Genomic DNA, 25,380 nt, shown 5'->3' on the forward strand with positions numbered 1-25,380 from the left:
GTGTCCGATGCTACCGGACACGTGTCCGGATGAGCGAGCCGAAAGGATGTGACGATGACCCCACGCGCCGACGCGACCGAGAATCGTGACCGGATCCTGCGGGCGGCGCGAGACATCGTGACCAGCGCCGACGACGTCGCCGAGGTGCGGCTGAACGAGATCGCCAAGGCGGCCGGCGTCGGTCAGGGAACCCTGTACCGGCATTTCCCCACGCGGAACGACCTGCTGCTGGAGGTCTATCGGCTGGACCTCGACGAGATGTGTGACGCGGCGGCCGTGCTGGTGCGGGAGTTGCCGGCCGGCGAGGCCCTGGAGCGGTGGCTGGAGCGGGTCGAGGAGTACGCCTGGGTGAAACGGGGCGTCTTCGCCGCCGTCGAGGCCGCGATGCGCGCCGACGTCACCTCGCACAGTCGTGACCAGATCGCGGCGGCCGTCGAGATGCTGCTGTCCGCGGGGCGGGAGGCGGGGACCGTACGCGACGACGTCGACGCTCGTGATGTCGTCCTGCTGATCGGCTATCTGTCGCTGCTGACGCCGGCCGAGCGATCCGTCCGGGCGCCGCGGCTGCGGTCGGTGGTGCTGGCCGGCCTCAGCCCGGCCGGCCGGCCCGGGCCATGAAATACGGCCTACGCTGCCGGGGTGGCCACCTTCACGCGCATCGCGCCGATCCTGCCCGTCCGCGACCTGGAGGTCGCGCTCGACCGCTACCGCCGGCTGGGATTCGAGGCGAGCGCCTACGCCGGGCCGGAACGCTACGGGTACGCCGACCGGGACGGGATCTCGCTGCACCTGAGCGAGGTGACCGGCCACGACCCGCTGACCACGTCGTCGATGGTCTACCTGTACGTCTCGGACGCCGACGCGGTGCACGCCGAGTGGGCGGCGGCCGGCGTGGGCGGCCGCCTGAGCCCGCCCCGCGACACGGCCTGGGGCCTGCGGGAGTTCTCCTATGTGGATCCGGACGGGTCACTGCACCGGGTCGGGTCGCCCCTGGAACGACCCGGCAGCTGAGCCCGGAACGGGCGGCAAAGGCGCGCCCACCCGGCGGGCTCGCCGAGATGGCGGGACCGTGGGTGGGCGTACCCCTCAAACGGTTTTGACGTTCTTCGCCGCGGAGCGCAGGTTGTCGGCGGCCTGACGGAGTCCCTCGATCTGGCCGAGCTCGGCGTCCTCGTGCTCGATGTTGACCGCCATGCCGGGATCGATGTCGGCCAGGGCCTGCAGGAACGGGGTCCAGAAGTCGTCGACGCCGTGGCCGCGACCGACCGCCACGAACTGCCAGGACGGTGACCGCGGCCACTGGTTGAGGGTGTTGGCGCCGCCCAGGTTGAGCGGTTCGGCGTCGGCCGGGGCAGGAGTGAAACGATCGTCGAGTACGCCGTGCAGCTTGACGTTCCCGGCGTTGATCCGGGTGTCCTTGGCTGCGGCGTGGAAGACGAGTTCGCCCAGGTGGCGGACTGCGGCGATCGGGTCGATGCCCTGCCAGAAGAGGTGGCTGGGGTCCATCTCGGCGCCCACGTGGGTGGCGTTGGTCCGCTCGACCAGGCGCTCCAGGGTGGCCGGGTTGAAGACGATGTTGTGCGGGTGCATCTCGATGCAGACCTTGACGTCGGCGGCGGCCGCGCGGGCCTGGATGTCGGTCCAGAACGGGACGGCGACCTCGTCCCACTGGTAGGTCAGCATGTCGGTGAACTGGCTGTCCCACGGGTTGACGACCCAGTTGGCGGTCTTCGCGCCGGTGTGACCGCCCGGGAGGCCGGACATCGTGACGACGCGTCTGACGCCGAGCGCGGCCGCCAGCTCGATGCTGCGATGCAGGTCGGCGGCGTGCTTCGGGCCGACCCGCGGGTCCGGGTTCAGCGGGTTGCCGTTGCAGTTGAGGCCGGTCAGCGTGATGCCCTTCTGGTCGAACCGCCCGAGGTAGTCCTGGCGCGCGGTCTCGCTCGCCAGCAGGTCGTCGATCGGGATGTGCGGGGCGCCGATGAAGCCGCCGGTGTTGATTTCGGCGCTGGTCAGGCCGAGCTCAGCCAGGATCGTCAAGGCTTCGTCGAGGGGGCGGTCGTGCAGGCAGGCGGTGTACGCGCCGAGTCTCATGCGGATTCCTCCACGTACGCGGGCTTCTCGGTGGCGTTCGTGACCGCGTCGAGGACGCGGAGGTTGTGCAGCCCGTGCGCCATGTCGGGGCAGGCGGGCAGGCGGTCGAGGCCGCCGATCTGGTCGAGGAAGGCGCGGGCCTGGAAGGTGAAGAAGTCGTTCTGGCCGTGGCCGACCGTGGGGAAGTCCATCGGCAGGCCGCCCGCGAGGTAGGGGTGCCACGGGCCGACCGACACCGTGCGGGCGCCGTTGCCGGCCTGGGCCGGCCCGTCGTCGACGATGCCGAACTCGGCCGGCCGGTTCAGGTCGAACGACGCGGTGCCGCGCTCGCAGAACAGGTCGAACCTCAGGGTGTTGGCGTGCCCATAGGCGACGCGGGACAGCGCGAAGGTGCCCACCGCGCCGTTGGCGTAGCTGCTGGTGAAGGTGCAGACGTCCTCGTTCTCGACCGGGTCCCGCCGGTCGCTGAGCGCGACGCCGCCGGCGTGGCCCCGGGCCATCCCGAGCGGGCGCGGCCGGTCCTTGATCAGGGTGGCCATCGTGGCGCCCCGCACGCCGACGGTCTGGCCGCAGAAGAACTCGGCCAGGTCGGTCAGGTGGCTGCCGATGTCGGCCAGCACGCCGCTGCCCGGGCCGCCCTGGTAGCGCCAGCTGATCGGACGCCGCGGGTCGAAGCCGTAGTCGCACCAGTAGTTGCCGATGAAGTGGCGTACCGGGCCGAGGTGCTCCTCGACCTGCTGCTTGACCGCGGCGATGGCGGGGGAGCGGCGGAACGTGAAGCCGACGGCGTCGACGCTGTCGTTCGAAGCCGATGCGGCGTCCACCATGGCCTGGGCGTCGGCGATCGTGGGCGCGAGCGGCTTCTCGCAGAGCACGTGCTTGCCCGCTTGCAGGGCGGCCACCGTGATCTCGCGGTGCAGGTGGTTGGCGACGGCGACGCTGATCGCGTGCACGTCCGGGTCGTCGATGACCCGGCGCCAGTCGGTCTCGGCCTTCTCGTAGCCGAACCGGCGGGCGGCGTCGGTGGCGAACGGCTCGTGCAGGTCGGCGATGGCGACCAGACGGGCCGACGGGCCGCCGAGGTCGTAGAGGCTCGCCGCGTTGCGGTAGGCGCTGGCGTGTGCGCGGCCGACCATGCCCGCGCCGATCACCGCCACGCCGATCTCATGGGTCATGGGGCTCCCTTTAAAGCGCTTTAATAACGAGTACTGTCTGCGGTGTCCCGGCGGGCTGTCAAGGAGGCGGACGAGTGGATCAACGGCCACGGCTGGAGGATGTCGCCGCGCGGGTCGGCGTCTCGACGGCCTCGGTGTCGCTGGTGCTGCGCGGCGCCCCCGGGCCCAGCGAGCAGACCCGGCAACGGGTGCTCGCCGCCGCCGCCGAGCTGGGCTACCGCGCCGACCGGGCCGCGTCGCTGCTGGCCCGGCGCCGGCGGCACCAGCTCGGGGTGCTGCTCGACGTGCGCAGCCCCTACCACGCCGAACTGGTCGAGGAGATCCAGGTCGAGGCCGATCGGATCGGGTACGAGGTGGTGCTGTCCACGCTCACCCGCAGTCATTCCGAGGAGCGCGCTCTCGAATCCCTGCTCGACTTCCGGTGTGAGGCCGTGCTGCTGCTCGGGCCGGACTCCTCCGCGTCGGCGCTGGAGAAGGTCGCCGCCCAGGTGCCGGTCGTGGTCGTCGGACGCCAGGTCGACTCGGCCGCCGTCGACGTCGTCCGCCCGGCCGACGACGTCGGGGTGGCCGCCGCCCTCGGCCACCTGATCTCGCTCGGCCACCGGGACATCGCCTTCGTCGACGGCGGCAAGGGCGCGGTGGCGACGACCCGGCGTCGCGGTTACCGGACCGCCATGCGCCGCGCGGGCCTCGCGCCGCGGGTGATCGCCGGCGATCACACCGAGGAGGGTGGGATCCGGGCGGGGCGCGCGCTGGTCGGGTCGGCTTCCACGGCCGTCGTGGCTTCCAACGACCGCTGCGCGGTCGGCCTGCTCGACGCGTTCCTCCGGGCGGGCGTCGACGTTCCGGGCGCGATGTCGGTGGTCGGGTACGACGACAGCACGCTCGCGCGCCTCGCCCACATCGACCTGACCACCGTGAACCAGGACGCCCCGGCCCAGGCCCGGCACGCGGTCGCGGCGGCGGTGTCCCGGCTCGACGAGCGGCGCACCGACCGGGTCGAGGTGGTCCTCGAGCCGCGCCTGGTGATCCGGGGCACGACCGCCCGTCACCCCGGCTCGACGAGAGTCAGGGCCTGACCGCCATCCGCCGATGTCCGAGGCCGCCGAGGCCCACCGGCTCGGGTGTTTCGGGGCCGCGTTCGCCATGGGGTGGAGCGGCCCTGTTGCTGTCTAGGTCTAGGGAAAGTTCCGCGCCCGCCGCATTGCTGCCGCGCCGCTTCCCCTCCTCGCCGCGCCCGGGCGCGGCTGCGGCGCGGGTCGGCTTGCCACCGAACCACGCGGGTTCCACACCGACTATAGCGTTACGTTCATCAATGCCTTATCGGTCATGGCAGGTGATCATCTCCACCAACCACGACCCACCCCCAAGCCTTCACGTCTACTCAGGATTGACGGTTGGATTCCGGGCCACATGCTGCGTCGCTACGGGTGCCTGCCGGGCTGACTGGCATCCAGGGGTTGCCGGCTGGAGTCGTTCAGTGGCGGGCTGCCGGGGCGCAGGATGTCGGTGGTTCCCAGCGCGACAGTGAGGCTCGCGGCCACGATTTCGGCGCCGGCGGCGCCGCGAGTCTCGATGACGGGCAATACGCCGTCGTGGACGAGTTCAGTGATGAGGCTGATCTCATGCGAGTGCGGGCAGCCGTCGCTGGTGAGCCCGACGATGCGGTGTCGGGGTAGGCGCATCCGCAGTCCTGCGATGATCGGATGTCCGCTCCCGCCGGCAGTTGTTTCCGCGACAATGACCAGTTCGCGTTCGGTGGCCAAGCGGGCAAGCGTGGCGATGCCATCGGCCTGCTCTCCTGGGCTGCGGTGACTTGGCGACGTCACCGCGACGACGGGAGGGGCTGGGTCGTCCGGGAAGGCTTCGGTGTCCGGGAAGGCGAGTGTCGCGGTGATCACCTGGCGGTGGCGGTGCAGATGCCACGCGGTGGACATGACGACGGCGGCCAGCAGGGTCAGTCCGACCCCGTAGGTGCCGCTGATCCCGTAGGTGCCGGCCAGCAACAACGGCGGCAGCACGCCGGCCAGACCACCGATCGCGCCGACCGTGCCGGCCAGCAGGCCGGCGTGTCGCAGGTGTGCGGTGTCACCGATGAGCGCTTGGACGGCCCCGCTCGCACTGCCCAGGCAAGCGGCCAAGACGCCGAGCGCGCCAGTGGCGACGGCGAGGTCGGGTTGCAGAGCAAGCGCAAGCACAGCGAGCCCTGCGCCGGTGAACCCGTTGCGGAGAACCCTCACCGGGTTGTGCCTTCTGCAGAGCCAGCCGCCGAGCGGCCGGCAGGCGGCGGCAAGGGTCAGGCAGGCTCCGGTGACCAGTGTGGCGTTCCCGGCCGGCAGTTGGTGGCAACGGTGGAGATAGGCCGGCAGGTACAGGCCGGCGGCGACGAGACCGCCGAACCCCACCGCGTACCAGGCGCACAGGTAGCGGGTCGCTGGTAACCGCAGCAGCGTCAACACGATGTCCCGGCCCCTGGCGCGATACCTCGCCGGTCTGGACCGCTCGTGCAGCAGCACGGCGGCGACGATGGCGTGACCGATCAGGGCCAAGGCCAGCAGCGGCAGCCCACTACGGCGGTCGACCACGATCCACAGCCGGGAGACGATGGCCGCCGCCGACGCCAAGCCCATGCCGGCGCCGAAGACGCTCAGCCACACGCCGCGCCGGCCCGGCGGGAATGCCCGGATTACCACGGCGGCACCGGCCGCGAAGCTGGTGCCGCCCACTCCCAACGGCGCCGCCGCCATTGTCCCGAGGCCCGGCCCCGCCACGGTGAGCAGCAGCACAGCGGCGGCGGCCAGGACGCTGATCACAGGCAGGACGATCCCGGCGCCGTACCGGTCGGTCCACACCCCGACCGGGATGCGCCCCAACGACCCCACGATGACTGCGGCGAGCACGGCCAGCAACGGACCGCCGCCACCCAGCCCGGGCCACAGCTGCGGCGCCGGCCCGAAGGGACCGGCCAGCGACCAGGCCCAAAACGTCAGGCTGTAACCCGTCACCGCGACCAGAAGACACACCGCAGCCCCAGGCCGCCCAGATCGCGGGCCGGCCGACACAGCAGCCATCAGTCACCCCTTGTCAACAGCCCACCGCCAGCGCTCCCCAGTCTCCCCATCCCCCGACACGCCGTCAGCTCCCCAAACTGGTGACAGCGTTTGGAGCGGGTCGGCTGGCCACCGAACTGCGCGGGTTCCGCACGTATCGATGTCCTTCGTTAAATGGCACACCCCTGGCATTCAAATGTCGTTTGGGCGAGTCCTCTCGCTCGTGCACCCGTCGGGCATCGCCGCGATCACGGCCGCGGGACCGCCGGTTGCGCCGGGGCGCGCCATCCATGCGCACCCCCTAGCCATCGACCGGGAGGCGATGGGATACGGGTCCACCGACTGCCTCATGAACGGGTCCGGACGGCCACGGGGCGCCCCCCGATCACCGCACCGACGGCCCGCCCCGCAGCATCACGCAGAGGCGCCCCGGCGAACGCACGCACACGTCCGGGCCGGCAACACCCGGCGCGACCGCCTGCAACCGGTCGTCGGATCCCAGCACTGCGGCGCGGATATGCGGCACGAGCTACCCCATCCCAGAGAGGTCGTCTGGTGTGCAGTTAAGCGTCTGCGCCGCCCCAGATAACGCGACATGCGCGGCGCACTGCACGTTCGGGTGAACCACCATCCGGGGGCTGGCTCGCTCCGGGCAGGGTCAGGCGCTGGGTGTCGTGCTGGGCAGCCGCACGATGAAGGTGGTGCCGGGCCCGGTGTGCTCGGCCAGGGTGATGGTGCCGTGGTGGCGTTCGACGATCGTGCGGGTGATGACCAGGCCGAGGCCGGTGCCGGGAATGCATTTCTCCAGAGCGGTGGAGGCGCGGTAGAAGCGGCGGAACAACCGGGTCTGGTCGGCGGTGGGGATGCCGATGCCGGTGTCGGCGACGGTCCAGGTGATCGTGTCGCCGGTGTCGTCGAGGCCGGCGGCGATCGTGATGGTGCCGCCGGCGGGGGTGTATTTGATGGCGTTGGAGAGCAGGTTGTCGGCGACCTGGCGCAGCCGGGTGGGGTCGGCGTGCAGGGCGAGCCGTTCGGGCAGCTGCATGGTCACGGTGAGTTGTTTGCCGGCGGCCAGTGTCGCGTTCGCCTGTACGGCCTGCTCGATGATGTCGCGTAGGTCGGTGTCGATCGGGTCCACGGCGAGGTGCCCGGATTCGAGGCGGGCCAGGTCGAGCAGATCGTCGGTCATCACCGACAGGCGCTGCGCGCTGCGGGTGATGATGCGCAGGTATTCGTGCTGCTGCTCACTGGTGAGTTCGTCGAGTTCCTCGTCCAACAGCGCCGTGCTGCTGCTGATAACCGCCAACGGGTTGCGCAGTTCGTGGGTGACCATGGTCAGGAACTCGTCTTTGGTGCGGGCCAGTTCCACGGTCAGTTCCTCGGCCCGGCGCCGCTCGAGGTATTGCCCGACTTGCGCGGCGAGCCTGCCGAGCAGCCCGAGCAGGGTGTCTTCGGGGTCGTCCATCCGTTCGGCGTAGACGCACAGCGCCCCGAGGGTGTGCCGGCCGAAAGCCAGCGGCACACCGACGGCGACGCGCAGCCCGATCCGCGCGGCGGCGGCGCTGCGCAGCGACACCCCGTCGGCGGACAGGTCCGGAATCCATCGTGCGGCGCCGTCGGCGCAGACCCGGCCCGGCAGCCCGATACCGGGCTCCAGCTCGTCGAGGGCGAAGTCGCCCAGGCGTTGGCCGGGCTCGGTGTGGCGGGCGACGCAGGTCAGCACCTGCCGGTGATCGTCGACCAGCCACAGCTCCACCACCGGCCAGCCCATCCTCACCCCGAGGGCTTCCACCACCCGGGCGGCGGCGACGGTACTGGACTCGGCCACGGCCAGGCCGCCGGCCACGGCGGCCTCCACCACGGCGAACCGGACCGCCCGCTGCGCGGTGGTGTCGTCGTGGGCGAAGGCGTGGAACACCCGCCCGCCCGGTTCATCGGTCACGGTCAGAGTCAATTCGATCGGGAACTCATGACCGTCGCGGTGCACAGCGGCCAGCTGCAGCTGCTGCCCGAGGACCCGGCCGGGTTCACCGGCGGCGAGGCGGGCCATACCGGCGCGGTGCGCGTCACGGAACCGGACCGGGATGATCAGGTCAGCCAGGTCGCGTGCGCACGCCTGCGCGGGAGTGAATCCGAAAATTCTCTCGGCGGCGGGATTCCACCCCAGCACCCGGCCCTCGGTGTCGATGGCCACGTAGGCCTGCAGCGTTACCGCGAGCACGGCCTGCGCCTGGCGCACCACGCCGTCGACGTCGTCGACTCGCTCGGACACGTCTTGCGTCATCACGGACTCCAGGTGCCTCGGCTCGGTGGCCGCGCCATGCCCGGAAGGCGGTCGGTCGACGCTGTCACACTCACCGTACCGGCGGTGACCGATGAGCGTTCCTCAACGGACACACTGGCAAACACGTCCCACAACCGCCTGAGCAGCACAAACGACGGCCCAAACGAGGTGTCCACTGAAATGTCCGGTAGGAAAACACGCCGTCTCCGAACTCGCCGAGCTTTTCGGCGTCTCACGCCTCGTCGGGATCGCGCCGGGCCGATCCCGCAAGGCCCGCCAGGAACGTCGCCGGGAGGCAACCGGGAGGCGGGTGTGCCGAGATGAGAGGTTTGTGAACTCGTCTGCGGACGGCTTTTCTGTTTTTCTCATTCTTGACCGGACAGGGTCGATCAGAATGGCGTGAGCCGTCACTCCGCGTCAGGATCGTTGACTTGATCACGGATGGAGTCGCGCGTCCGTCGCCGGCATCGGCGACGTCCGGCGACGTGATTGCCGGTTTCACGGTCGAATCGGAGCTGGGCCGTGGTGCGAACAGCGATGTCTATCGGGTGCGCAAGGCGGGCCGGGACGGCGCGTACGCGCTCAAGATCCTCGCCGCATCGGAGCGTTCAGAACAGGACCTGGCCGCCTTCCGGCGCGAGGCGGCTCTGCTGGCTAGCGTCAACCACGCCAACCTGACCACCATTCACGAGGTCGGCGCGGCCGACGGGCGCCCGTACCTGGTGATGGATCTGGTCGAGGGCGCCTCGCTCGCAAGTGTGCTGACCCGCGGCGCACTGTCGCCCGAGCAGGTGATCTCCCTGGCCCGCGACATCAGCGGTCCGCTCGCCGCCCTGCATCGCCGAGGACTCGTTCACCGCGACGTGAAGCCCGACAACCTCATGGTGCTGCCCAGCGGCACCGCACGGCTGATCGACTTCAGCCTGGCCAGCCGGGAGACCGGCGACCACTCCGGGCCCACAGTCGGCACGCTGGCGTACTCCTCGCCGGAGCAGTCCAGGATGTTGCGCCGTCCGGTGGACCAGAGATCCGACCTGTATTCGCTCGGCGTCGTCCTGTTCGAGTGTCTCGCCGGCGCCCCGCCGTTCAGCGCCAACGACGTGGCCGATCTGCTGCGGATGCACGCCGTCATCCCGCCGGAAGACCTGGCCACCCTTGTACCCGGCATTCCGCCGGGACTGGCCACGGTCGTCGCCACGCTGTTGGCGAAGGATCCTGACGACCGTTACCAGACTGGCGAGGAACTCGCTGCCGACCTCGACCTGCTCGCCGCCGACCCGGACGCCGCGCTGACCGTACGCGGCCGGACGGCGTCGTCGGGCGGAAACACCAGCGTCCCACTGATCGGCCGGGTTCGTGAGCTGCAGCAACTCACCGCGCGATGGAAGGCCACCCGTGCGGGCGCCGGGCGCAGTTGCGTGATCCGGGCAACGGGCGGCGGCGGCAAGAGCAGACTGGCGACAGAACTGGCCGCCCAGGTGGTCGCGGCGGGTGGACTGGTCCTGCACGGCAAGAGTTCCCGCGACGACTCGGCACCACTGACGCCGCTGCGAACCGCTTTTGACGCCTACCTGCGGCGGGTGGACAACCTCCCCGCCGAGGACCGAGCGCGGGAGTTGTCGTGGATCCGGGCCGCCACCGAGCCCGCGGGCGGAATACTGGACGGTCTCATCCCGGCCTTGCCCGCGCTCCTCGGCTCACCGGCCTCCGAGCCGGACGGAACGGTCGGAGCCGACCAGTTCACCCTCGCGGTCGTCGACGTCCTCGCCGGTCTGGCCCGCGAGTCCGGCGGACTGCTGCTTTACGTCGACGATGTCCAGTGGCTCGACGGCGGCACCGGCCAGGTGCTGTCTCAGCTCGCCGAAGTTCTCTCGACGCTGCCGTTGATGGTGCTCGCCACCGCCCGCGACGATCCGGACAGCACCGAGGCGGCCAACGCGGTGATCGCGTCGCTGGGCACGTCGGTGAGCCTCGACCTGACGCTGAAGCCGCTGGACGACGCCGACGTGGCCGAGCTGGTGCGTACGGCGATGCCCGGCTTGGCCCCCGACCCGGAGCTGGCCCGGCTGCTGAACGTACGCGGGCACGGCAGCCCATTCGTCATCCAGGAATACCTGCTGGCGATCGTCGACGCCGGGCTGTTGCTGCCGTTCTGGGGGACCTGGGCCCTGGACACCGAGGCCCTCGACACGCTGGAGCTGCCACAGGAGGCGATCGGCCTGGTCCTGGCACGAGCCCGGAACCTCGGCCCGGAGACCCGCGAGTTGCTGGTCACCGCGGCATGCATCGGCGTGCAGTTCGACCCCGAACTGGTGGCGGCGGTCCACGGGGTCGACATCGACGTGGTGTTGACCGCGATCGCCCAGGCCACCACGCGGGGCCTGACCGAGCCCCGCGGCGGCGGCCGGTACGCGTTCGTACACGACCGGATCCGTGAGGCACTGAGCGAGCAGATCGACGCCGGCGCGCTGGCCGGACTGCACCACCGCATCGCCGAGGCGCTGGCCGGCCTGCCGGCGACCGGGGACGCCGAGCGGGTGTATCAGCTCGCCCGGCATTACATCTCCGGCGGAATCGACCCGGCCGGCGACGCCGGCACCGCCGGCGGCCGGGTCTTCGCCGCATGCTGGGCGGCCGGCCAGCAGGCCCTCAACGACCATGCCGCGGCGAACGCGGTGGCGTTCTTGCGGCACGCCGCCCCCGGCGGAACGACGAACGGACGTTTCCTGACCGCACTCGGCACTGCCTACAGCCGCAACGGTGAGTTCACCATGGCGGTGGAATGCCTCGACCGGGCGCTCGTGGTGGAGACGGATCCCATGGCCCGGGCACGGATTTTGATCCTGCTCAGCACCACCCACCGCACCACGTTCCGGCTCGAACAGGCGATGACCGCGGTCGAGCAGGGACTGGCTGAGATCGGAGCACCACTGCCGGCCGGCCGGTTGCGGCTCACGCTTTCGACGATCGTGATGTTCTTGTCGGCGGTCGGCATGCACTGGACCGGGTGGCGGTTGGGCTCGGCCCGGACAGCCGATCGTGAGCGGTACAGCATGATCACCGAACTACACGAGATGGGCGCGAGCATCGCGGAGCAGAGCGCGCATCTGCGGATGATCTTCATGCATACCGCCCGCCTGCTGTACTGGGGAAACCGGATCGGCAGCGGCGCGCGCTACGTCTGCGGCCAGACCATGTACGGCTTCTACACCGGCAGCATGAGGCTGACCGGGGTTGCCCGCCGCGCGTTCGCCCGAGCCGAGGCCGACTCCGCCGCCCATGAGCCGGCGATGCGCGCCCTCATCGACGTTCGCCGAGGTGTTGCGGACTACCTGGGTTACCGGGACGGTGGTGAGGCGTTCATCAGCAGCGTCGAACAGCACGGCCACCGGCAGGAACTCGGCGACTACACCGGCTGCCTGGCGTTATTCATCGCGCGGGCGATTGCCCGAGGTCAGTCGGCCGAGGCCCAGCGCTGGCTCGAGCTCGGTCAGCGGCGCCTCGCGCTCGGCTCGGGCGAGGTCTCACCGATGCTCTTCGACCTGGCGACGGTGCTGGCCGCGATGGGCCGTCCGGTCGAAGCGGCGGACGAGTTCCGCCGGGCGAACGAGCGACTCACTGCCAACTACGGGTCGACCGTGATGCGAATGCGCGGTCAGCTCTCGCAGCTCATCGTCTTGACCGAACAGAGCGAGTTCGGTGAGCCGTTCGATCGCGTGGTGTCCGATCTTCACGTCCTCTACCCGCGGATTCGGATGGTGCCCCGGCCGTGGGACTACCAGTTCCTCGTCGTGACGGGCCGGCTGGCGCAGTGCCGGCAGGCGGAGGGGGCCACACCGGCCAGGCTGGCAGCGGCCCGCGCCGCGGTCCGGAAGCTGGAGAGGAGCCAACTCGGCGGCGAGCAGCGGGTCCGCGCCCGGATCGGGCGCGCGGACCTGCTGGTGCTGGAGGGCGAACCCAGAAAGGCCCTGGCGGTCCTCGACGGCGGTGACCCGCTCGATCGCGTCGACGCACCCAGCCTCGCATACGAGACGGCCCGGGTAAGAGCCCGTGCGCTGCTGGCCCTCGGCGCCACGGACGAGGGTCACCGCGCGGTCCACCTGGCACGCGGCATCGCCGAGGAAAACGGCTGGCCGCATCGGGCCGCATGGATAGGTACGGAATTCGGTGTCAGCGCCGGATACGCTGCGTCCGGCCAGCCCGCCCAGGCGGGAATGACCCGGTCGGCGTCGATGAACCTCACCCGCAGCCGCAGCGTGACGCCCACCTTCAGCCCGATCGACACGAGCACCGGTATCAGCTTTTCTGGGGCGGCCGGGCTGGATCGCCAACGGCTCAACGCTCTAGAAGAGGTCGGCGCCGCGGCGTCCCGCGTGCTCGACCCAGGCGAACTGGCCCGGATCGCCCTGGATCAGACCATCCGAGTGTTGTCCGCCGAACGCGCCTACTTGTTCCTGACCGGTGCCGATGGCCGGCTCATGCCGCACCTCGGCCGCAATGCCGCAGGCGAGGACATCGGCGAGCTGACCGGATACAGCGCGAGTCTGGTCGAGCGGGTACACCAGACCGGCCAGCCGCTGGTGATCACCGGTAGCGAGGAGGGCGCGGCCCTCGGCGCGCAGAGCGTGGTGCTGCACGGTCTGCGTTCGATCATGCTGGCGCCGCTGCAGTTGGAGGGTCGGCTGCTCGGCGTCGTCTACCTGGACAGCCAGGTCGCCAAGGGCATCTTCGACACCGACGATGTCGGCCTGCTCGTCGCACTGACCAACCACATCGCCACCTCACTGGAGACCGCCCGCGCGGCGCAGCTGGAGATCTCCATGCAGACCGCCCGGCAACAGCGCGACCTGGCCGACACACTGCGCCGGGCACTCGAGGACATGGCCAGCATCTTGGAGCCGCCCGAGGTCCTGGCTGGCCTGCTGCGCTGGACCACCTCGATCCTGTCCTGCGAACACGCGTGGCTGCTCACCGCGGACAGCGACGACGACGTCTGCGTGCTGTCCGAACTGAACGGCGACGGCCGGCTCACGCAACACGCCTTGGCCGCGCACTCCGGTACCGCACTCGCGCACATCGCAACGACGGTCACGGACCAACCCACCCTGTTACCCGCCGAGCTGCACGCCCGGTTGACGGACGCGGCATCCTGGCTGGCGGTGCCACTGCACGCCCGGCCGGGTGTTCTTCTGCTGAGCTCCCGGCACGCCGGCAGCCGGGTCGGTGAGCAGGCCGAAATCGCCTCCGCGCTGGTCGCCCAGGGCATGACGGCCTACGACCGGGCCAGGCTGTTCGCGCAGGTGCAAGCTCTCTCGGTCATCGACGAACTGACCGGCATCGCTAACCGCCGCCAGTTCATGCACGTCGCGGAGCGCGACATCGCGACGGCGCTCCGCGCCGGTCGCCCGCTCAGCGTGCTGATGATCGACATCGACCACTTCAAGCTGGTGAACGACACCCACGGGCACCCCACCGGCGACGACGTCATCCGTACGGTCGCAGCCCGGCTGGCCGCCGAGGTCCGCCAGACCGACCTCGTCGGCCGCTACGGCGGCGAGGAGTTCGCCATCATATTGCAGGATGCCGAACTCGGCTCGACGCTTCCCGAACGACTGCGAGCCTGCATCGCCGAACACCCGATCGAGACCCAGTCCGGGCCGCTGACGGTGACCGTGAGCATCGGGGTGTCCCACCTGCAGCCAGACGACGCCACCCTCAAGGACCTGCTGGCCCGCGCCGACCAGGCGCTCTACGAGGCTAAACGAAGCGGCCGCAACCGAGTCTGCAACGGGTAGAGACCCCTTTGGGGAGAGTGGCTTGTCATCCGATCATCGACGCCGGCTCACCGTTCAGGCCAACCTTCCTGTCGCGTGCATATGCACGTGCATTCACCCTTGCGCAGAACGTTGTCACTGATCACGCTGGAGGCCGCCGGCTACGCCGGAAGGAGCTGTCTCATGAACGCCGACGAACGATCGGCTTGGCCCATCAGCACCTTCGCCGAAAACGATTACCGGTTCGGGCTTGGTCCGCTGCGAATGCGGGTGGAGGCGGTGGATTGGGCCGTACCTCAGGACCACAATGGCGATCTTTGGTACGAAGTCGATGGCATCGAGATGACCGCGGATGGCCGCGAAGTCCAGCGCAGGCAAGTTTTGGTCAAAGCCACCCGGCTTCCGAGGCCGACCCGCACCAGCCGCACGTAGCGCCGAGACGTGCCGGGGTGAATCGCCGTGGTGCAGCCGTGCGCCGGTAGACCGCGACCGCGTCGTCCCGCCGACCGGCGATCCGCAGGGCGTCGATGAGCAGGGCGGCCAGGCGTTCGCGGGCGGGTTCCCGCAACGCGAGATCGGTGAGCAGCTCGATCACGTCGCCGGCCCGGCCGAGAGCCAGTTCGCTCCCGGCTAGGTCCTCGGCCGCCGCCAGCCGTTGCGTGTCCATGCGGGTCCGCAGCGGGCCGAGCGAATCAGCGGGGACGTCGGCCAGCGCCGACCCGCGCCACATCGCGAGGGCGCGGCGCAGCAGCTCGGCCGCGTCGCCCTCGTCGCCGGCCGATCGCGCCGTCCGGGCCTGGCCCACCAGGCCGAGGAACCGGTGCCAGTCGACCACCGCCGGATCGGCCTCCAGCCGGGTAGCCCGCCGAACCGGCCACCAGCGCCGCCCGGTCACCCACGCCGGCCGCCCGGAAAGCGCCGCGCAGCCGGGAGACATAGTCGGTGACCAGCCGGTCGACCGTCGGCGGCGGCCCATCGGCCCGATCCCAGGCCAGGGCGATCAGATCGGACCGGCTGACCGTGCGGTTGGCATGGAAGGCGAGGACGCCAGCACGGCCCGCTGCCGTGCGCCGAGCGGGATCCGGCGGCCGTGGCTCGCGCCCGGGACTGGAACCTGGGAACTTCCTGAATCGAGCGCCGCCGATCTGTGGTGGCGGCCACAGGTTTGCGGGGGGATTGCCTCAGGCGGAGTTCGTAGCGTCCTGATCCCTGAACGGACGTCTACCCCCCGAGACGGAGATCACCCATGTCGGATCGGAATCTGAGCCGCCGCGATGTGCTCAAGGGCGCCGCGGCGGTCGGCGGCGCCGGGCTGGTCGTGGCGGCGGCCGGTGGCGAGGTGCTGGCGGCCTCCAGCAAGCTGGCCAGCAAGAACACGCCCCAGCCGTACACCAGCATGTTTCGCCGCCCGCCCGTCCTGATGCCCTCCGAGCAGGGGGTGGACGAGAAGGGGCCGTACCAGAAGTACTGCCTCACGCAGAAGGTCGGCCGGGCGAGCATGGTTCCGGGGCTGACCACCGAGATCGCCGGCTACAACGGGATCTTCCCGGGGCCGACCATCTCCGTGCAGCAGGGCACCCGCACCGAGGTGCGGATCGCCAACCACCTGAACGTCCAGAAGCTGAACGGGCTGCCGTTCCGGACCGTCACCCACCTGCACGGCTCGGCTTCGCTGCCGCAGTACGACGGGTACGCCAACGACTGGACCGTGGCCGGCAACTGCAAGACGTACAAGTATCCGAACTGGCAGCAGGCCCGCACGCTCTGGTATCACGACCACAACCACCTGAGCACCGCGCAGAACGTCTTCACCGGCATGGCCGCGCAGTACCACCTGCACGACCCGTACGAGCAGGCCCAACTGCCCCAGGGCGAGTACGACGTCCCGCTGTTCGTCAGCGACATGGCGTTCAAGGCCGACGGCTCGGTGGCGTTCGACGACTCGGACCACGCCGGCTTCATGGGCGACACGATCCTGGTCAACGGCGTGCCGTGGCCGAAGATGCGGGTCAAGCCGCGGGTCTACCGCTTCCGCATGCTGGCCGCCGGCATCTCCCGCTCGTTCCGCTTCGCCCTGAGCACCGGCGAGCCGCTGTACGTGGTCGGCAACGACGCCGGGATGACGCCGAAGGTGACCGCGGTGCCGTCGTACCGGCACGGCGTGGCCGAGCGCTACGAGATCCTGATCGACTTCCGGAAGTACAAGGTCGGCCAGAAGATCGAGCTGCGCAACCTGAGCAACAAGAACAACGTCGACTTCGCCAACACCGGCAAGGTGATGCAGTTCGAGGTGGTCGCCGACTCGGGCGCGCCGGACCCGTACGTCATCCCGAAGACGCTCGACCTGGGCCCGCAGCCGTTCACCAACCGGGGCGCGATCGAGGTCAACAAGCTGACCCCGGACATGGCCAAGGTCCGCCGGCGGGTGCGCGTGGAGCGCAAGCACGGCCTCTGGACGGTCAACGGGGAGACCTGGGAGGACGTCGAGGCGACCAACTTCCAGCGGGTGCTGGGCAACCCGAAGCCGTACGACGTGGAGATCTGGGATCTGGTCAACGAGTCCGGCGGCTGGTTCCACCCGCTGCACATCCACCTCATCGACGCCCAGATCATCGGCCGGAACACCACCCCGGACGGCAAGGCGCACCCGTGGGAGGGCGGCGGCAAGGACGTCTTCTACCTGGGCGAGAACGAGACCGTCACCGCGCTGATGCAGTTCACCACCGGCGACGGCAACGACGGCGGCCGTTACATGGTGCACTGCCACAACCTGGTGCACGAGGACAACGACATGATGATCCAGTTCGCGGTCGGCGACGTGAACATGAACGACCCGGTCACCTCGGACCGTTCGGGCGCCGACGACCGGGACGAGCAGCCCTCCGTCTACGCCCCCGGCTTCCCGCTGGGGTCGTGATGCGGGCCCGGATCTGCCTGGTTCTCGTCGTGCTCGTGGCCGGCGCGCTGCTGGTCGGGCGGGCCGGCGGATGGTTCGCGAACCCGATCGCGGCCTCCACCACGCCGGTCGCCCGGGTCGTCAGCGACGACACCGGGGACGGGCAGGCGACCACCACCTTCGACCGGGCGATGGTCCGCAAACGGGCGGCGATCGGGCTCCACCCGGGTCCCGGCGCCGACCGCGCGAAGATCGCCCGCGAGATGCGGGCGATCGCGAGGCAGACCAGGCTCGGCGCTCTCCAGCCGGCCACGTTCGCGGTGTTCAGCCGGGAGATGCTCGAGTACCTGGTGCCGGAGATGACCTTCGTGGCGCCGGAGGGCGTCTCGGTCGAGAAGGCCGAGGCGATGATGCGGGACCACCAGCCGGCCGATGTCGCGTTCTACCTGGTTCAGCCGGTGCTGGTCCACGACATCACGTTCGGGCTGGTCACGGCCGGGACGTCGGCCGAGGACGTGCGGAAGGCGGCCGACTACGAGGGGATCGTCACCGACACCCTGGGCCGCTACACCACGTCGGTGCAGAAGCAGGGGCTGGCGATCCGGTACTTCGGGGCGGTGCTCAGCGACTACTCGATCGGGGTGGTGCGGGACGCGCTGGGCCGGGCCGCCGGGGTGCCGGCCGACCGGGTCCAGGTCTCGGCCAACCGGCCCGGCCCGGGCGTGGACCTGAGCAACGGGGTCAACCTGGTCGACAACGAGGCGACGCACCACCACGGGTAGGCCAAGCGTGGCCCGGAGCCGCCCTGAACTGACGGTTCAGGGCGGCTTCAGCTTGTGATCAGGGACACCGCAGGGATCGCAAACCGGGCAAGGCCACCATTTAGGAAATTTCCGGTTCTCCTCCGCTCCCAAGGAGTCACCGCATGAAGCTCCGCACCGTCGCCGCGGTCGCCGCCCTCCTGGCCGGCACGCTCGTCGCCACCCCCGCCCAGGCCGCCCCGATCGGCCAGGGCTTCACGATCACCCCCACCGACCTGTCGTACATCCTCAAGCAGATCAAGATCGCTGAAGCCCACGTACGCAACACGACCAGCGCCACCGGCCCGTGCGGCGCGCTGCTCGGCGCCGGCCCGGACCAGCTGGCCAGCCCGATGCTCGCGTTCGGCCTGCGGACCGTGGACGGCTCGTGCAACCACCTGGCCGAGGGCGAGGAGAAGTACGGCGCCTCGGACCAGACGTTCCCCCGCCTCGGTGGCAAGGCCTTCAAGGCCGCGGAGGACGCGCCGGCCGGGATGTTCGGGCCGCGGAGCTTTCCCACCACGTACGCCGACAAGAGCGCCGGCAACGTCGTGGTCGACTCGCAGCCCCGCCTGATCAGCAACCTGATCGCCGACCAGACCGCGAACAACCCGGCCGCCCTGGCCGCGGCCGGCTACCCGGTGCGCAGCCAGACGACCGGCACCGGCGGCGTCACGATGGACGGCGGCACGGTGTTCATCCCCAACGTCACCACCGACATCGGCCTCAGCGCACCGTACAACTCGTGGTTCACGCTCTTCGGGCAGTTCTTCGACCACGGCGTCGACCAGACCGTCAAGGGCGGCGGCACGGTCATCGTCCCGCTGCGGGCCGACGACCCGCTGATCGCCGGGCCCGACCGGACCCCGGGCAACGGTGACGACCCCCAGCCGGGCGACGCCCGCTACGTGCCCGCGTCGATGCGGTTCATGGCCCTGACCCGGGCGGCCAACCAGCCGGGGCCGGACGGGAGGCTGGGCACGGCCGACGACGTCCAGGACGCCACGAACACCGACAGCCCGTACGTCGACAACTCCCAGACGTACACCTCGCACGCCTCGCACCAGGTCTTCCTGCGGGCCTACACGCTGGTGGACGGCCGGCCGGTGTCGACCGGCGACCTGCTGGCCGGCGCCAGTGGCGGGCTGCCGACCTGGGCCGAGACGAAAGCTCAGGCGCGTACCCTCCTCGGTCTCGATCTCGCCGACAAAGATGTGCTGGCCGTCCCCACGATCCTGGCCGACCCGTACGGCCGGTTCGTGCCCGGACCGGACCGCGGCCTCCCGCAGTACGTCACCCGGCACGGCCTGGTCGAGGGCAACCTCGCCGACCCGGTCGCGGTGCCGGCCGACGTGCTCACCTTCGGCACCCCGTTCCTCACCGACATCGCGCACCACGCCGACCCCACCCCGGTCGACACCGACCACAACCCGGCCACCCCGCCGGTCGCGCCCCACCCCGACGCCGACGCCACCGCCTCGGCCGACTTCGCGTCCCAGCCGGCCGGCACCTACGACGACGAGATGCTGGCCGCGCACTACATCGCCGGCGACGGCCGGGCCAACGAGAACATCGGCCTGACCGCGGTGCACCAGATCTTCCACTCCGAGCACCAGCGGCTGGTCGGCGACATCGAGCGGGTGCTCACCGAGGACGGCACGGCGCTGAGCGAGTGGCAACTGGCCGGCGGCTCGTGGAACGGCGAGCGGATCTTCCAGGCCGCCCGCTTCGTCAACGAGATGGAGTACCAGCACATCGTGTTCGAGGAGTTCGCCCGCAAGGTCCAGCCGGCGATCAACCCGTTCCAGCCGTTCGCGTTCACCCAGACCGAGATCAACCCGGCCGTCACCGCCGAGTTCGCGCACGCCGTCTACCGGTTCGGCCACTCCATGCTCACCGAGCGCATCAGCCGCACTCTGGACGACGGCACCGACGCCTCGATGCCGCTGCTCGACGGCTTCCTCAACCCACCCGCCTTCACCAGGAACGGGACGCTGAGCCCCGAGCAGGCGACCGGCTCGATCGTGATGGGCATGTCCGACCAGGTCGGCAACGAGCTCGACGAGTTCATCACCGACACGCTGCGCAACAACCTGCTCGGGCTGCCGATGGACCTGGCCTCGCTGAACATCTCCCGCGGGCGCTCGGAGGGGCTGCCCACGCTGAACGTGTTCCGCCGGTCCCAGGGCGGCGCGCTCACGGCGTACACTAGCTGGGTTGATTTCGGCGAACACCTCAAGCACCCGGAGTCGCTGGTCAACTTCATCGCCGCGTACGGCAAGCACCCCTCCGTGGCGGCCGCGACGACCGTGGCCGGGAAGCGGGCCGCCGCGCAGGCGCTCGTGGACGGCGACGCCACCTTCATGAACGCGCCGGCCGCCGCCTCCGGGCTGGACGACGTGGACCTGTGGATCGGCGGGCTGGCCGAGGAGACCATGCCGTTCGGTGGCCTGCTGGGCAGCACCTTCAACTACGTGTTCGAGAAGCAGCTGACCAACCTGCAGAACGGTGACCGGCTGTACTACCTCGCCCGTACCCCCGGCATGAACCTCCGCACGCAGCTCGAGGGCAACTCGTTCGCCGAGCTGATCGGGCGCACCACCGACGCGCACACCCTCAAGGCCGACTCGTTCGGCACCGCCGACTGCAAGTTCTCCCTGTCACGGATTCATGGCACAGTCGGCAACCAGGTCGCCGACGACCCTTCTTCGGCGTGCGACGAGAACGCGCTGCTGATCCGGCTCTCGGACGGCACCATCGCCTACCGGGCCCGCAACAGCGTCGACCGGCCCGGGATCAACGGGCAGTCGGTGTTCGGGGGGACCGAGGACGCCGACCGGGTGCGGGCCGGCAACGACAACGACACGATCTGGGGCGCCGAGGGCGACGACGTCCTCGAGGGCGGCGCCGGCAACGACGTGGCCATCGGCGGCGAGGGCGACGACATCATCACCGACGCGGCCGGCGACGACGTGCCCAAGGGCGGGCCCGGCAACGACGCCATCGACGCCGGTATCGGCGCGGACATCGTGATGGGCGGCACCGGCCAGGACTTCACCAGCGGCGGCGCCAACATCAACGAGACGTTCGCCGGCGAGGGCGACGACTTCGTGACGGCCGGCGAGGGCGAGGACGCGGTCTTCGGCGACGCCGGCGACGACTGGGAGGAGGGCGGCGACGGCCCCGACCTGCTCCAGGGCGACAGCGGCAACCTGTTCTTCCTGGACGACTCCAACCGGCCCGGCCACGACGTCCTGGTCGGCGACGGTGGCGACGACGACTACGACATGGAGGGCGGCGACGACATCGGCGTCCAGGGCCCCGGCATCGAGAAGAACGCCGGTGGGTCGGGTTTTGACTGGTCTGTTCTGGGCGGCGACAGTGATCTTGCGCTTCCCCTGGCGCCCCTGGGAACGCTGACGATCGGGGTACGTGACCGGTACAACGAGGTCGAGGCGCTCTCCGGCACTTCTGGAAACGACACGCTGCGTGGTGACGACGTGGTGCCCTCGGCCGTCGGTGGCGGCGGCTTCCTCGGCTGCGACGCGCTGGACGCGGCCGGCGTCGCCCGGATCCACGGGCTCGACCAGGTGGTCACCTCCCTGCCGACGGCGCTGGCCGACGTCGGCGACGCCACCGGCCGGCCCTGCGACCTGCACGGCACCGTGTGGGGCGACGGCAACATCCTGCTCGGCGGGGCCGGCGACGACGTCATCGAGGGCCGCGGCGGCAACGACATCATCGACGGCGACCGCTACCTCAACGTGCGGCTCAGCGTCCGCGACGGGGCCGGCCACGAGATCCGGTCGGCGTCGGCCATGGCCGACCTGTACGACGACGTCTTCGCCGGCAAGATCAACCCCGGTCGGATCGCCACCGTACGGGAGATCCTCACCGGGTCCGGCGGCACCGACACGGCGGTCTTCTCGGGCATCCGCGCCCAGTACCTGATCGAGAAGACCGGCGACGCCCTGCTCGTGACCGGCCCCGACGGCGTCGACACGGTCCGCAACGTGGAGAAGCTCCAGTTCGCCGACGAGACGGTGGACGCCTCGACGTTCACCGCCTTCTTCGGTATCACGGCGCTGGCCGGGGACGGGCAGGCGACGGTTCTGTTCACGCTGCCGCCGGCCGGGGGTTCGCCGGCGACCGGGCTGACCCTGTCGCGGACCGTCGGCGGGGTCACCACGCTGACCGAGCTGGCCGCCGACGCCACCAGCTTCGTGGCGACGGGCCTCAGCAACGGGGTGCCGGTGACGTTCCGGCTGCGGGTCAACACGGACGCCGGGCCCGGAGTGTTCAGCGAGGCCTCCGCGCCGGTGACGCCGGTCGCCGCCACCGAGGACGACGATGACGTTCCGTCCTCCACCCCGACGACCACTCCGGCCGACCCGTCCGAGCCAACCGGCCCCTCGATCTGCACCCCGCACACGGCCGGAGCCCCGGTGGAGCCGTGCGCGCCGGTCATCGGGACGGCCGTCGCCGGCGACGAGTCGGCACTGGTCAGCTGGACGGCGCCGGCTTCCGACGGCGGCAGCCCGATGCTCGGGTACGAGGTCCAGGTGCTCGACGCGGACGGCATCGTCACGGACGTGGACGTGGCCGGCCCCGAGGCGACATCGCTGACGTTCCACGGGCTGACCAACGGCGCGTCGTACACCTTCTGGATCCGCGCGGTGAACGCCGCCGGAGCGAGCGAGTACTCGGCGGTCTCCAATGCCGTGACCCCGGCGCCGGTGGTCGTAACGCCCACGACGCCGGTCGCCACCACGCCGACGTCGCCGGTCCCCACCAGTCCTGCGCCGAGCACCCCGCCGGCGTCCAACGGCCCGCAGACCGCGCCGACCCTCCCCGGCGCGCCTCGCATCGGAACGGTCAGCGCAGCCGACCGCCGGGCCACCATCCGATGGACCGCCCCCACCGGCGGCGCCGACCTCTACGAGATCCAGGTCGTCGACGCGGCCACCGGCCGCCCGGTGGGCGCCATGCGCCTGGTGTCCGACAACGCCTCACCCGAGGTGATCGACGACCTGACCAACGGCCACGCGTACCGCTTCCGGGTCCGCGCCGTCAACGCGGTCGGCGCCGGCCCGCTCTCCGGACTCAGCGCCTCCGTGGTGCCGTTCTCGGTGGCGGGCACCCCGGCCACCCTGACCGGCAAGGCCGGCCTCCAGGGCGGCCCGGTCACCGCCGGGGTCACCTGGACGCCTCCCACCAACACGGGCGGCGCCCCGATCACCGGCTACCGCATCACCGTCCAGCGCTACACCGCGAAGGGCGCCCCCACCGGCACCCCGGCCGTGACGACGGTGAAGTCCACCACCCACGCCTGGACCCTCAACGCCGCCCGCGGCGTCCCGGCCGGCACGAAGTACCGGGTCATCGTCCAGGCCGTCAACGCCGCGGGCGCCGGCACCGGTCGCGGGGTGAACGTCCTGGCCCGCTGACCTGTGGACAGTTGACAGGTTCGTCGATTTCGAGCGCTACATTCCTCACCCACCCACAGGGGTGGGGGTGGCGGTGGCGGCCGAGACCCGCGTTTTCGATCTTGACGAAGCACCGATGATCGCCGCCGCCCGGCCAGGGCGGCGGCGATGTCGGGCGCGCCGTTGAGAAGCGGATTCCTTCGGTACGGGCACAGCACGGTCCCGTGAGCCTCCGCGACCCAGGCGATGAGTCGCTCCTTTGCCGCCCGCGCCGGGCGTAGCTGCCGGGTTGGAGTCCGGTCGTGACCTCGGTGGCCGCCCTCTCGTCCTTCGCCGTGGTCGTGGGCCTGCTGACTTTGACGCCGGGCCTCGACACTGCCCTGATCCTGCGGACCGCCGCGCTCAGATCACCCCGCCAGGCCTGGAACGTGGTCCTGGGCATCCAATCCGGCACACTGGCCGGGGCATCCTGACCGCGGCGGGCGTGAGCGCGCTTCTGACCGCGTCCCACCTGGCCTACGAGACAGTGCGCTGGGCGGGCGTCGCCTACCTGGCCTGGATCGGCGGCCGGATGCTCGTCTCGGCCGCGGCGGCGTGCTCCGTCCGTACCCTCCGAATCCACCCCACCGGCCGCGACCTTCACGGCCGGCTGGCGTCGCGGTCAGACGTCCACCTGCTGACTCCGACGACCACCACCTACGCCTGGACGCTCAACGCCGTCGGCGGCGTCCCGGCCGGCACGAAGTACCGGGTCATCGTCCAGGCCGTCAACGCCGCGGGCGCCGGCACCGGTCGCGGGGTGAACGTCCTGGCCCGCTGACCTGTGGACAGTTGACAGGTTCGTCGATTTCGAGCGCTACATTCCTTACCCACCCACAGGGGTGGGGGTGGCGGTGGCGGCCGCGAACCGCGTTTTCGATCTTGAAGAACATGACCGATCGCCGTTCCGGCGACCGGCGGCCGCGTCGGGGGCGCGTCAGACGCGGCCGCCGGCTCTCGGACAGCAGGGTCACTCCGGCGGACGCGGGGGGTGGGGTCATGTTCGTCGGCCACCGGAAGCACGAAGGGCAGGACAAAAGCCCGGAGAGCCGGGTCTCAGGGCTCGGACGGAGCGGGTTGCCAGGCGGCGGCCCATTGCTCCAGCGGGGCGAGCGTGTCGAGCAGGGCCCGTCCCTGGTCGATCAGCTGATATCCGCCGCTGGTCTTCTCGAGGATCGCGGCGGCGCGTAGTTCGGTCAGGCGGTCGGTGAGCACGCTCGACGAGACGCCGTCGCAGCGCTGCTGGAGGGCTCGGAAGGTCGGGACCGGATCGCCGCGGAGTTCCCACAGGAGCCGCAAGGTCCATCGGCGGCCGAGCAGGTCGAGGATCGCCATGACCGGCCGGCCCGTGCGGGATCCTCGGACCGGCCCCGATCGGACCACGGTCCTGTGCGGCGCCGAGTACGAGTGGGGCATCCACGTTGCCGTGTTCGCGACCAGGGCCGGGATCACCGAGGACCAGGTCCGGCCCCTGACCACGGGCACGGCGGCCGATGTCTGCTGGACCGACCCGGGCGACCGTGCGGTGATCACGGCCGTCGACGCCCCGCCCGCCCCCCACGATCTGACCGACGACGAGTGGGCTCCGCTCGTCGAGGCCGCCGGGCCGGACGGGGCCATCGATCTCATGCTGATCTGCGGCTGGTACCACGCCATCTCGTACGTGGCTCGCGCCGCACGCCTCGCTCCGGAGCCGGGCTCACCGACCTTCGACCAGATCAGCCGTCAGATCAGCCGTTGAAAAGGCCTAACTCGAAAATCGACCGTGACCAGATACGCGGCAGCATCCCGCGGCGCGAAGCGGCGTGGGATGGGTCTTGGTTGAAGCGGTGACTTATGCGG

At 70.7% G+C, this 25,380-nt stretch carries 17 protein-coding genes; 11 read left to right on the forward strand and 6 right to left on the reverse strand.

All coding sequences use genetic code 11. The annotated features are described in order from the left end of the window. Positions 1–54: 54 nt before the first annotated feature. Together AB0M54_RS37085 and AB0M54_RS37090 are read left to right on the forward strand one after the other, a co-directional pair. Positions 55–618: a TetR/AcrR family transcriptional regulator gene (locus AB0M54_RS37085; protein ID WP_364322841.1), complete on the forward strand. Its 564-nt coding sequence runs from the start codon at positions 55–57 to the stop codon at positions 616–618. Between the two features lie 21 nt (positions 619–639). Continuing rightward, the gene (locus AB0M54_RS37090; RefSeq protein ID WP_364322843.1) at positions 640–1,011 is read left to right on the forward strand and encodes a VOC family protein; all 372 of its coding nucleotides are present in this window, start codon (positions 640–642) and stop codon (positions 1,009–1,011) included. A gap of 75 nt (positions 1,012–1,086) precedes the next feature. On the opposite strand, the gene AB0M54_RS37095 is transcribed toward AB0M54_RS37090, so the two are convergent. Together AB0M54_RS37095 and AB0M54_RS37100 are read right to left on the reverse strand one after the other, a co-directional pair. Then, positions 1,087–2,094 carry a sugar phosphate isomerase/epimerase gene (locus AB0M54_RS37095; protein WP_364476545.1) on the reverse strand — a complete coding sequence of 336 codons (1,008 nt, stop codon included), beginning with the start codon at positions 2,092–2,094 and terminating at the stop codon, positions 1,087–1,089. Next, entirely contained in the window at positions 2,091–3,269 is a 1,179-nt protein-coding gene (locus AB0M54_RS37100; protein ID WP_364476547.1) for a Gfo/Idh/MocA family oxidoreductase, read from the reverse strand. The genes AB0M54_RS37095 and AB0M54_RS37100 overlap by 4 nt, the downstream gene beginning before the upstream one ends. A 74-nt stretch (positions 3,270–3,343) precedes the next feature. Here AB0M54_RS37100 and AB0M54_RS37105 point away from each other — a divergent pair, with 74 nt between their 5' ends. Beyond that, a complete protein-coding gene (locus AB0M54_RS37105; protein ID WP_364476549.1) occupies positions 3,344–4,348 on the forward strand; it encodes a LacI family DNA-binding transcriptional regulator in 1,005 nt (334 codons plus the stop codon). 345 nt (positions 4,349–4,693) lie between these two features. Here AB0M54_RS37105 and AB0M54_RS37110 read toward each other — a convergent pair whose 3' ends face one another. After that, a complete protein-coding gene (locus AB0M54_RS37110) occupies positions 4,694–6,274 on the reverse strand; it encodes an MFS transporter (RefSeq protein ID WP_364476551.1) in 1,581 nt (526 codons plus the stop codon). 703 nt (positions 6,275–6,977) lie between these two features. Beyond that, complete coding sequence (locus tag AB0M54_RS37115) at positions 6,978–8,591, reverse strand: ATP-binding protein (protein ID WP_364476553.1); 1,614 nt, start codon at positions 8,589–8,591, stop codon at positions 6,978–6,980. 443 nt (positions 8,592–9,034) lie between these two features. Between AB0M54_RS37115 and AB0M54_RS37120 the strand changes: the two genes are divergently transcribed. Further along, a complete protein-coding gene (locus AB0M54_RS37120; protein ID WP_364476555.1) occupies positions 9,035–14,398 on the forward strand; it encodes a diguanylate cyclase in 5,364 nt (1,787 codons plus the stop codon). 162 nt (positions 14,399–14,560) lie between these two features. Next, positions 14,561–14,809 (forward strand): hypothetical protein, encoded by a 249-nt coding sequence (locus AB0M54_RS37125; protein WP_364322857.1) that lies wholly within the window; start codon positions 14,561–14,563, stop codon positions 14,807–14,809. Here AB0M54_RS37125 and AB0M54_RS37130 read toward each other — a convergent pair. Then, a complete protein-coding gene (locus AB0M54_RS37130; protein WP_364322859.1) occupies positions 14,763–15,314 on the reverse strand; it encodes an AfsR/SARP family transcriptional regulator in 552 nt (183 codons plus the stop codon). The two genes, AB0M54_RS37125 and AB0M54_RS37130, sit on opposite strands and share 47 nt — an antisense overlap. Before the next feature lie 309 nt (positions 15,315–15,623). Between AB0M54_RS37130 and AB0M54_RS37135 the strand changes: the two genes are divergently transcribed. From AB0M54_RS37135 to AB0M54_RS37155, 5 genes are all read left to right on the forward strand, one after another. Further along, positions 15,624–17,294 (forward strand): multicopper oxidase domain-containing protein, encoded by a 1,671-nt coding sequence (locus tag AB0M54_RS37135; protein WP_364476557.1) that lies wholly within the window; start codon positions 15,624–15,626, stop codon positions 17,292–17,294. Then, positions 17,294–18,055, forward strand: a complete 762-nt coding sequence (locus AB0M54_RS37140) for a hypothetical protein (protein ID WP_364322863.1) — start codon at positions 17,294–17,296, stop codon at positions 18,053–18,055. Before AB0M54_RS37135 ends, AB0M54_RS37140 begins: the two co-directional genes overlap by 1 nt. Before the next feature lie 143 nt (positions 18,056–18,198). After that, on the forward strand, positions 18,199–23,520 hold the full coding sequence (locus AB0M54_RS37145) for a peroxidase family protein (RefSeq protein WP_364476559.1): 5,322 nt from the start codon (positions 18,199–18,201) through the stop codon (positions 23,518–23,520). Positions 23,521–23,801: 281 nt separating this feature from the next. Next, on the forward strand, positions 23,802–23,972 hold the full coding sequence (locus AB0M54_RS37150) for a hypothetical protein (protein WP_364476561.1): 171 nt from the start codon (positions 23,802–23,804) through the stop codon (positions 23,970–23,972). 11 nt (positions 23,973–23,983) lie between these two features. Further along, positions 23,984–24,319, forward strand: a complete 336-nt coding sequence (locus tag AB0M54_RS37155; protein ID WP_364476563.1) for a hypothetical protein — start codon at positions 23,984–23,986, stop codon at positions 24,317–24,319. A gap of 275 nt (positions 24,320–24,594) precedes the next feature. On the opposite strand, the gene AB0M54_RS37160 is transcribed toward AB0M54_RS37155, so the two are convergent. Beyond that, positions 24,595–24,873: a helix-turn-helix domain-containing protein gene (locus AB0M54_RS37160; RefSeq protein ID WP_364476565.1), complete on the reverse strand. Its 279-nt coding sequence runs from the start codon at positions 24,871–24,873 to the stop codon at positions 24,595–24,597. Here AB0M54_RS37160 and AB0M54_RS37165 point away from each other — a divergent pair. Further along, positions 24,872–25,279, forward strand: a complete 408-nt coding sequence (locus AB0M54_RS37165; RefSeq protein WP_364476567.1) for a hypothetical protein — start codon at positions 24,872–24,874, stop codon at positions 25,277–25,279. The genes AB0M54_RS37160 and AB0M54_RS37165 overlap by 2 nt on opposite strands. The last annotated feature ends 101 nt before the right edge of the window (positions 25,280–25,380 follow it).

Origin of the sequence: Actinoplanes sp. NPDC051470, assembly GCF_040682035.1 — a bacterium.
Classification (GTDB): domain Bacteria; phylum Actinomycetota; class Actinomycetes; order Mycobacteriales; family Micromonosporaceae; genus Actinoplanes.

Bases quoted from the DNA above. Each gene is read 5' to 3' on its own strand.
- AB0M54_RS37100 (WP_364476547.1), bottom strand. From the start codon at position 3,269: ATGACCCATGAGATCGGCGTGGCGGTGATCGGCGCGGGCATGGTCGGC.
- AB0M54_RS37095 (WP_364476545.1), bottom strand. From the start codon at position 2,094: ATGAGACTCGGCGCGTACACCGCCTGCCTGCACGACCGCCCCCTCGAC.
- AB0M54_RS37160 (WP_364476565.1), bottom strand. From the start codon at position 24,873: ATGGCGATCCTCGACCTGCTCGGCCGCCGATGGACCTTGCGGCTCCTG.
- AB0M54_RS37125 (WP_364322857.1), top strand. From the start codon at position 14,561: ATGAACGCCGACGAACGATCGGCTTGGCCCATCAGCACCTTCGCCGAA.
- AB0M54_RS37145 (WP_364476559.1), top strand. From the start codon at position 18,199: ATGAAGCTCCGCACCGTCGCCGCGGTCGCCGCCCTCCTGGCCGGCACG.
- AB0M54_RS37135 (WP_364476557.1), top strand. From the start codon at position 15,624: ATGTCGGATCGGAATCTGAGCCGCCGCGATGTGCTCAAGGGCGCCGCG.
- AB0M54_RS37085 (WP_364322841.1), top strand. From the start codon at position 55: ATGACCCCACGCGCCGACGCGACCGAGAATCGTGACCGGATCCTGCGG.
- AB0M54_RS37165 (WP_364476567.1), top strand. From the start codon at position 24,872: ATGACCGGCCGGCCCGTGCGGGATCCTCGGACCGGCCCCGATCGGACC.
- AB0M54_RS37140 (WP_364322863.1), top strand. From the start codon at position 17,294: ATGCGGGCCCGGATCTGCCTGGTTCTCGTCGTGCTCGTGGCCGGCGCG.
- AB0M54_RS37130 (WP_364322859.1), bottom strand. From the start codon at position 15,314: ATGTCTCCCGGCTGCGCGGCGCTTTCCGGGCGGCCGGCGTGGGTGACC.